Below are 6,937 nucleotides of genomic sequence, written 5' to 3'. Positions count from 1 at the left end.
CAGATCTAAATGGACTCCAAACCAAATACAACGTGCTGGATTGTTGTTTGAATTGTATCCTGATATTCAAAAGGGATATAATCTCACTCAAGAACTTAGAAGTATCTTCGAGAATACAAGAGATAAAATCATTGGTTTTGCCAAATTAGCCAAATGGCATGAAAAAGTAAATCAATCCGGCTTTAAGTCTTTCAATACAATCTCCCGAACCATTATGAATCATTATCAAACGATATTGAATTATTTTGACAACAGAAGTACCAATGCTTCAGCGGAATCTTTCAATGCAAAAATAAAAGCATTTAGATCTCAATTCAGAGGTGTAAGGAATGTAGAATTTTTCCTTTTCAGGTTAACTAATATTTATGCGTAATTTTTGCCTCTCCTCAGATTTACGGCTTGATCCAGATTTACGGCTTGATCCATAGAAATTCAATTTTGTTCAAACAAAAAAAAATCCTCTAAAAGAGGATTTTTATATTTTTAGGAAATTGTAATTAATTACAATTTAGCAACATGTTTAGTTAATTTAGACTTCAAGTTAGAAGCTTTATTATCATGAATGATGTTCTTTTTTGCTAATTTATCAATCATAGAGATTACAGTTGATAATTTTGAAGCAGCATCAGATTTATCAGTAGCTAATCTTAATGCTTTAATAGCATTACGAGTAGTTTTATGTTGATATCTGTTAAGAACTCTTCTTTTTTCGTTACTTCTGATTCTTTTTAATGCTGACTTATGATTTGCCATTTTCTTTAATTTTAGATGTAATAATTATTATAAATACTAGTTAAAAAAGAAAAACCTCCCACAATTGCAAAACAATCACTTTGGTTTTAACTAATAAAACAAAAACCGAGACACCAATTTTTATTTTACAAAACTTATTTACAACTAATTTAGTAGTCTGTAAGGGAATCGAACCCCTGTTACCAGGACGAAAGCCTGGAGTCCTAACCCCTAGACGAACAGACCATATCCTTCTAAGTTTTTCTATATTTAAATAGAGGTATTATTGTAGCCCGTAGCGGAATCGAACCGCTCTTACATGGATGAAAACCATGCGTCCTAACCGATAGACGAACGGGCCATTTTAATTCTCAGTATTTTAAGAACAATTTGCAGTAAAAAAGTAGTAGCCCGTAGCGGAATCGAACCGCTCTTACATGGATGAAAACCATGCGTCCTAACCGATAGACGAACGGGCCTGCTTCTCTAATGCGGATGCAAAAATACAACTATTTTTAAGATGTACAATACCTGATGCAAAAAAAAATAAAATTTTTTAATATGCCTTAGCAAACAGCACTCTTCTTGTAGAAGGATTACCAGTAAACACACAGGTTCCGGCCTCTTCTACACTATCTAAAGGTATACAACGAATCGTTGCTTTTGTCAGGTCTTTTATTTTTTCTTCAGTAGCTACCGTACCATCCCAATGAGCGGATACAAAACCAGCTTTCCCATCTAAAACTTCTTTAAACTCCTCAAAATTATTTACTTCCGTAATATGAGTATTACGATAGTCTAATGCTTTATTAAATAAATCATTTTGAATCTGTTCTAAAAGATCATTTATATAAGTAACGATTCCTTCTGCAGGAACTACTTCTTTTGTCAATGTATCACGTCTTGCAACTTCAAAAGTTCCGTTTTCTAAATCCTTTGGACCAACAGCAATTCTAACAGGAACTCCTTTTAATTCCCATTCAGCGAACTTAAAGCCTGGTTTTTGAGTTGTTCTGTCATCATATTTAACTGAAATCTTTAACTTTTTCAACTTAGCAGTCAAATCATTAACCGCAGTCGTAATTTCTGCTAATTGCTCATCTGTTTTATAGATTGGAACAATAACAACTTGTATAGGTGCCAAATTTGGAGGCAACACTAATCCCTGATCATCAGAATGCGTCATAACCAACGCTCCCATTAATCGGGTAGAAACTCCCCATGAAGTTCCCCAAACATGTTCTTGCTTTCCTTCGGCATTAGCAAACTTTACATCAAATGCTTTTGCAAAGTTTTGACCTAAAAAGTGAGAGGTTCCTGCTTGCAATGCTTTCCCATCCTGCATTAATGCTTCAATACAATAGGTTTCATCAGCACCTGCAAAACGTTCTGTTTCGGTTTTAATACCTTTTACAACCGGAATCGCCATAAAGTTCTCTGCAAAATCAGCATAAACGTTCATCATTTTTTCAGATTCTTCTACTGCTTCTGCTTTTGTGGCATGCGCCGTATGTCCTTCCTGCCATAAAAATTCAGCCGTTCTTAAAAACAAACGTGTACGCATCTCCCAACGTACTACATTAGCCCATTGATTAATCAATAAAGGCAAATCTCTGTACGATTGAACCCAACCTTTATAAGTAGACCAAATAATTGCCTCACTTGTTGGACGAACAATAAGTTCTTCCTCCAGCTTTGCATTTGGATCAACTATTAATTTTCCGGGTTTGTCCGGATCATTTTTTAATCTATAATGTGTTACAACGGCGCATTCCTTTGCAAATCCTTCTGCATTTTTCTCTTCAGCCTCAAACATGCTTTTAGGCACAAATAAAGGGAAGTACGCGTTTTGATGTCCTGTTTCTTTAAACATCCTGTCCAGCTCAGCCTGCATTTTTTCCCAAATCGCATATCCGTATGGTTTGATAACCATACATCCTCTAACTCCTGAATTTTCGGCTAAATCTGCTTTTACAACCAGTTCGTTATACCATTTCGAATAATCTTCTGATCTTGTAGTGAGGTTCTTACTCATATTGAATAGTTTGGCACAAATTTTGTTTTAATAATTTTAACTAAATAGTTTGACAAAACTAACTATTTTTGTAATGTGCAACAATAAAAAACACCACAGATATGAAAACTTCTATTTCTTTTCGCCAAAACTCAGCTCATTTCTATTTAATTGGATTATTGAGTTTTCTAGCTGCATCGTGTGGTTCTTACCAAAATACTTCATATAATGATAATGACGGAGTATATGGTGGTTCATCAAGAACGTATGCTCAAACAAATACCACAGGTACCAACAATCAATATAAAGAATACTTTAAATCATTACAAGACGACGGTCAGCCGACTGAAATTTTCACAGATGTAGATTCGTACGGTAATTACGCCGAAAACGACAGCACTCAAACTGTAACTACTAATGCTTATCCTGCTTGGGGAAGCGCCAATAGCGATGTTGCCGTTAATGTTTATTCTGATCCAACCTGGTCAATAGGTTTTGGTTTAGGATGGGGTTATCCTTATTACGGATGGGGTTATGGTGGTGGTTACTGGGGATATCCTGGCTACGCATGGGGTTATCCTGGATATTGGGGACCTGGATGGGGATACCCTGGATACTGGGGTGGCGGTTACGGATACCGTTATAACAACTATGCCTATAACTACGGAAGAAGAGGATCTGCAGCTTACTATGGCGGAAGAAATTACGCATATAACAGAAATTACACTTCAAGAGGATATACTAATAGAAACTATTCAGACAGAAGTTATTCAAATAGGAGCTATTCAAACAGAAGCTATACTACCAACAGAAATAGCTATAATACAAACAGACAAAGCAGCTATTCTGATTACAGAAGAGGCTCTACTGTAAATAGCAGAACGACGAGCCCTACTTTTACAAATAGAAACAGCTCTTCCAGAAATAGTAGTTACGATTACTCAAACAGAGGATCAGGCAACTCAACCAGCAGAAGTTATAATAACAGCGGTAATAACTCATCAAGAAGTTATTCAACACCGAGCAGCAGTTCTTCACGTTCTTATAATAGTGGCGGCGGAAGCATGAGATCATCAGGCGGCGGTGGCGGCGGAGGAAGATCTTACGGCGGTGGCGGTGGAGGAAGAAGATAATTCCTCTTCTGTTTTCAAACATAAAATCATTTAACACCTAATCAAATGAAAAAAATAGTATTCCTAATCATATCAGGACTAACTTTTAGCGTCTCACATTCACAAGAAGTTTCAGATGCTGTACGTTTTGCTCAGGACAATTTGACCGGAACTGCCAGATTTAGAGCCATGAGTGGAGCTTTTGGAGCTGTTGGCGGAGATTTATCTTCTCTTTCTGTAAACCCGGCAGGATCTGCCATATTCAACAACAATCAGTTTGGATTAACATTAAGCAATCAAAATCTTGCTAATAATTCTGTTTATCTTAATGGAAACCCAACTCAAAACAAAGACAATTCGTTCATCCTGAATCAGGCTGGTGGTATTTTTGTTTTCAACGACAGAAACCCGAATAATGGATGGAATAAAGTTGTAATTGGAGCAACTTATGAAAATACCAATAATTTTGACAGCAATACCTTCTCTGTTGGAAGTAATCCAAACTCTGTAGCAAACTATTTTTTAGCTTATGCTAACGGAATTCCTTTAGGTGACATTAAAAATATACCGTACAGAGATCAATTTTATGATGAGCAACAGGCTTATTTGGGCTATAATGGTTTTATAATAAATCCTGCTATTGATAATAATAGTAACACACAATATAACTCTAACGTCCCTACAGGAGGAAATTATTATCAGGAAAATGAAATTTACGCCAGGGGATACAATAGTAAATTAAGTTTTAACATTGCAACTTCATACAAAGATCGTATTTTTTTGGGAGCGAACTTAAATGTACATATTACAGATTATAGAAGATCAAGCAGCTTTTATGAATACAACAACAATGCTCTTACTTCGCAAGAAACGATTTCTGATTTAAGATTCAATAATGAATTATATACTTATGGTAATGGCTTCTCTTTTCAATTAGGAGCAATTGCCAAAGTTACAGAAGCTTTCAGACTTGGATTAGCATACGAATCAAACACTTGGTATGAATTATATGATGAAGTTTCACAAAGTGTTTATACAACCAGACAAGCTGCAAATGGTCCTGAACTTTTTGCAGATGTAAATCCAAATATCATAAATGTATATGAGCCTTATACTCTCCAAACTCCAGGTAAATTTACTTTTAGCGGCGCATATGTATTTGGAAAATCAGGATTAATTAGCATTGATTATTCTATTAAAGATTACGGTAATACAAAATATAAACCTACAAGTGACGCAGGTTTCAGAGGAGTTAATAACGATATTAGCAATCAACTAACCAGCAATGGAGAGTTAAGAGTTGGTGCTGAATATAAAATAAACCGATTAAGCCTACGTGGCGGGTATCGTTTTGAAGGCAGTCCTTATAAAAACGGAACTACAATTGGGGATTTAAACAGTTATTCTGGAGGTTTAGGATACAATTTTGGAGGAACAAAAGTAGATTTAGCATATTCTTATTTAGAAAGAAAATCGAATCAGGGACTTTTTGACAGAGGACTTACTGACGCTGCAAACATTACATCGAAACTGAATAATGTTTCTTTGACTTTATTATTTGAATTGTAATTAAAAAATAAATAGATGAATGGAAATTTCCGTCAGGTTTTTTATCTGACGGATTTTTTTTTAATACGAAAAAAGATTGAACCCAGAATTTTGAAGCAATTAGCTTCAAAAAAACATGTAAAACAAACCGAAACAAGTGGTGTTTGAATAAAAAAGTGTAATTTTGCACTCCAATTTATAAAAGTATGAGAACCAAGTCTTTAAAAAAGAACAAAATTAACGTAATCACTCTTGGGTGTTCGAAGAATGTATATGATAGCGAAGTGCTTATGGGACAGCTTCGTGCAAATGGAAAAGAAGTACAACACGAGGCACCAGCTGCAGAAGAAGGAAATATCATTGTAATTAACACTTGTGGATTTATTGATAATGCAAAAGCTGAATCAGTAAATATGATTTTGGAATACGCTGATAAAAAAGACAAAGGCTTAGTTGACAAAGTTTTCGTAACCGGATGTTTATCTGAACGTTACAGACCCGATTTAGAAAAAGAAATTCCGAATGTGGATCAATATTTTGGTACAACAGAATTACCTCAACTATTGAAAGCTTTAGGAGCTGACTATAAACATGAATTATTAGGAGAACGTTTAACTACAACTCCTAAAAATTATGCTTATTTAAAAATTGCCGAAGGCTGTGACAGACCATGCAGTTTTTGCGCCATTCCTTTAATGAGAGGTACTCACGTTTCTCAACCAATTGAAAAATTAGTAAAAGAAGCTCAAGGCTTAGCTAAAAATGGCGTTAAAGAATTAATTTTAATAGCGCAGGACTTAACTTATTACGGTCTTGATATTTATAAAAAGAGAAATCTTGCTGAGCTTTTAGAAGAATTAGCAAAAGTGGAAGGCATTGAGTGGATTCGTTTGCACTACGCCTACCCTACCGGTTTCCCGATGGACGTTTTGGAATTAATGAAACGCGAACCTAAAATTTGCAACTATATTGATATTCCATTACAGCATATTTCTGATTCTATTTTGAAATCAATGCGTCGTGGTACAACTCAGGCAAAAACAACACAGTTATTGAAAGATTTTCGTGCTGCTGTTCCGGGAATGGCAATTAGAACTACTTTAATTGTGGGTTATCCGGGTGAAACACAGGAAGATTTTGAAATTTTGAAAGATTTTGTTCAGGAGATGAAATTTGACAGAATGGGTTGTTTCGCTTATTCTCACGAAGAAAATACTCATGCTTATTTACTTGAAGATGATGTTCCAGCCGATGTAAAACAAGCCAGAGCGAATGAAATCATGGAATTGCAATCGCAAATTTCATGGGATTTGAATCAGGAAAAAGTTGGACAAGTATTTAAATGTATTATTGACAGAAAAGAAGGCGCTCACTTTGTGGGAAGAACAGAGTTTGACAGTCCGGATGTTGATAATGAAGTTTTAATAGATGCATCGAAACATTATGTAAAAACAGGTGAATTTGTTAATATAAGGATAATTGAAGCTACAGAATTTGATTTATACGGAGAACCTGCTTAAATTTACAGTAT

6 protein-coding genes and 3 tRNA genes are annotated in these 6,937 nt (G+C 35.2%); 4 read left to right on the top strand and 5 right to left on the bottom strand.

Annotated elements, in window-relative coordinates:
* Positions 1-373: transposase (locus SD960_RS19550; RefSeq protein WP_318805477.1), on the top strand; the 373-nt coding region annotated here is incomplete at its 5' end.
* A 128-nt stretch (positions 374-501) separates the two neighbouring features.
* On the opposite strand, the gene rpsT is transcribed toward SD960_RS19550, so the two are convergent.
* The 5 genes from rpsT to proS form a co-directional block, all read right to left on the bottom strand.
* Complete coding sequence (gene rpsT / locus SD960_RS19545) at positions 502-753, bottom strand: 30S ribosomal protein S20 (RefSeq protein ID WP_041517133.1); 252 nt, start codon at positions 751-753, stop codon at positions 502-504.
* 153 nt (positions 754-906) lie between these two features.
* Positions 907-978 (bottom strand) — tRNA-Glu (locus SD960_RS19540).
* 43 nt (positions 979-1,021) lie between these two features.
* Positions 1,022-1,093 (bottom strand) — tRNA-Glu (locus SD960_RS19535).
* A gap of 46 nt (positions 1,094-1,139) precedes the next feature.
* A tRNA-Glu gene (locus SD960_RS19530) sits at positions 1,140-1,211 on the bottom strand.
* 77 nt (positions 1,212-1,288) lie between these two features.
* Positions 1,289-2,767 carry a proline--tRNA ligase gene (gene proS, locus SD960_RS19525; protein ID WP_318805472.1) on the bottom strand — a complete coding sequence of 493 codons (1,479 nt, stop codon included), beginning with the start codon at positions 2,765-2,767 and terminating at the stop codon, positions 1,289-1,291.
* 101 nt (positions 2,768-2,868) lie between these two features.
* Here proS and SD960_RS19520 point away from each other — a divergent pair, with 101 nt between their 5' ends.
* The 3 genes from SD960_RS19520 to rimO all read left to right on the top strand — a co-directional run bounded on the left by SD960_RS19520 (position 2,869) and on the right by rimO (position 6,926).
* On the top strand, positions 2,869-3,879 hold the full coding sequence (locus SD960_RS19520; protein WP_318805470.1) for a hypothetical protein: 1,011 nt from the start codon (positions 2,869-2,871) through the stop codon (positions 3,877-3,879).
* A 45-nt stretch (positions 3,880-3,924) separates the two neighbouring features.
* Complete coding sequence (locus tag SD960_RS19515; protein ID WP_318805468.1) at positions 3,925-5,427, top strand: OmpP1/FadL family transporter; 1,503 nt, start codon at positions 3,925-3,927, stop codon at positions 5,425-5,427.
* A 185-nt stretch (positions 5,428-5,612) separates the two neighbouring features.
* Positions 5,613-6,926, top strand: coding sequence for a 30S ribosomal protein S12 methylthiotransferase RimO (rimO, locus tag SD960_RS19510; protein WP_042564688.1), 1,314 nt, complete (start codon positions 5,613-5,615; stop codon positions 6,924-6,926).
* Positions 6,927-6,937: the final 11 nt, after the last annotated feature.

Origin of the sequence: Flavobacterium sp. MMLR14_040 (genome assembly GCF_033657265.1) — a bacterium.
Taxonomy (GTDB): domain Bacteria; phylum Bacteroidota; class Bacteroidia; order Flavobacteriales; family Flavobacteriaceae; genus Flavobacterium.
Note: the sequence above shows the minus strand (reverse complement) of the source record. Positions and strands in the feature narration are given on the sequence as shown.

Excerpts from the sequence above, each read along its gene's own strand:
- rpsT (WP_041517133.1), bottom strand. The coding sequence starts at position 753 with ATGGCAAATCATAAGTCAGCATTAAAAAGAATCAGAAGTAACGAAAAA.
- proS (WP_318805472.1), bottom strand. The coding sequence starts at position 2,767 with ATGAGTAAGAACCTCACTACAAGATCAGAAGATTATTCGAAATGGTAT.
- SD960_RS19520 (WP_318805470.1), top strand. The coding sequence starts at position 2,869 with ATGAAAACTTCTATTTCTTTTCGCCAAAACTCAGCTCATTTCTATTTA.
- SD960_RS19515 (WP_318805468.1), top strand. The coding sequence starts at position 3,925 with ATGAAAAAAATAGTATTCCTAATCATATCAGGACTAACTTTTAGCGTC.
- rimO (WP_042564688.1), top strand. The coding sequence starts at position 5,613 with ATGAGAACCAAGTCTTTAAAAAAGAACAAAATTAACGTAATCACTCTT.